The sequence below is a fragment of the Alcaligenes sp. PF14 genome, assembly GCF_037150615.1.
GTDB classification, from domain to species: Bacteria; Pseudomonadota; Gammaproteobacteria; order Burkholderiales; family Burkholderiaceae_B; genus Alcaligenes; species Alcaligenes phenolicus.
The window spans coordinates 1-1,181 of sequence record NZ_JBAGRS010000019.1 but is presented as its reverse complement, the minus strand read 5'-3'; the positions used below and the strand labels follow the sequence as shown (position 1 = coordinate 1,181).

The following is a 1,181-nucleotide window of genomic DNA, read 5'->3' as shown; positions in this document are numbered from 1 at the left end:
GGGCACGCTGACCGTACTGGGGCAGCTCGGTGGTTCGGCCAGCGTCAAGAACGGCACCCTGCAGTTTGGTAACGGCGTGAACGGAGCCGCCAGCCACCTGGTGGGTGACCTGAATATCGAAGGGGCAGACAGCACCTTGTCCGTGCAAGGACCCGCTACCCTCCACGTGGACGGCACCGTCAATTTGCACGACAACACGGTATTGGACATTGCCGCTGGTCCCAACAGCCCCGCACTGGTAGCGGACAGCGTGATCCTGGGAGACCAGGTTGCCTTCACACTGGGTGGCATCAGTCACGAAGGCCAGCTGGACAAAGTGCTGGTGACTACACGTGACGGCATACAAGGCGACTTCGCCTCCATTCAGGTGGGCGGCTTCAATGGCACGGTGGACTATCTCAACCTGAACACACACAAGTCCGCTGACCAAACTCAACTACTGGCCAGCTATGGCCTGAGCTGGACCGCCAACAACAATCTGGCCCACGGCACCTTCACCTTGACCGATGCCAGTAATCGGTTCGTCGTCGGCACGGACTTGAAGGACCAGACAAGCAACAGCGCCACGGGCTGGGATGGCAGCAGCTTGCACAAGGCAGGCGCGGGCACCCTGGTGCTGAGCGGTCAGAACAGCTACACCGGCGGCACAACACTGGCCGACGGCCGCCTGGAAGTGTCTCAGGACGCGAACCTGGGTGCAGTCAGCAGTGAGTTACGTTTCCAGGGCGGCACCCTGGTCGCCACGGACTCCTTCAGTACTGCTCGTGATATCGCCCTGCTGGATGCAGGAACGTTTGAGATCAGCCAGGACAACACACTGGATCTGAACGGAACGGTATCAGGGACGGCTGAACTCATCAAAGACGGCAATGGCACACTGGCGCTGAGCGGCAACAATAGCTACCAAGGCGACACCGTGCTCAAGCAAGGCACAGTACAAGTCGCTCGCGACGCCAACCTGGGGGATAGCAGCAGCACACTGGTCTTCAAGGGCGGCACACTGGCCACCACCGACTCCTTTAGCTCGGCTCGCGCGGCCAGCTTCCTGGTAGATGCAAGCTGGCAGGTGGCCGATGGCACCACGCTGAGCTTGAGCGGCACCATAAGCGGCATCGGCGCCTTGAACAAGAGCGGTGCCGGCACCCTGGTACTGAGTGGGCAAAATAGCTACCAAGGTGGCA

At 60.8% G+C, this 1,181-nt stretch carries 1 protein-coding gene; it reads left to right on the top strand.

From position 1 onward, the window contains the following. On the top strand, positions 1–1,181 hold a 1,181-nt coding region (locus tag WFM49_RS18485; RefSeq protein ID WP_336974838.1), incomplete at both ends, for an autotransporter-associated beta strand repeat-containing protein.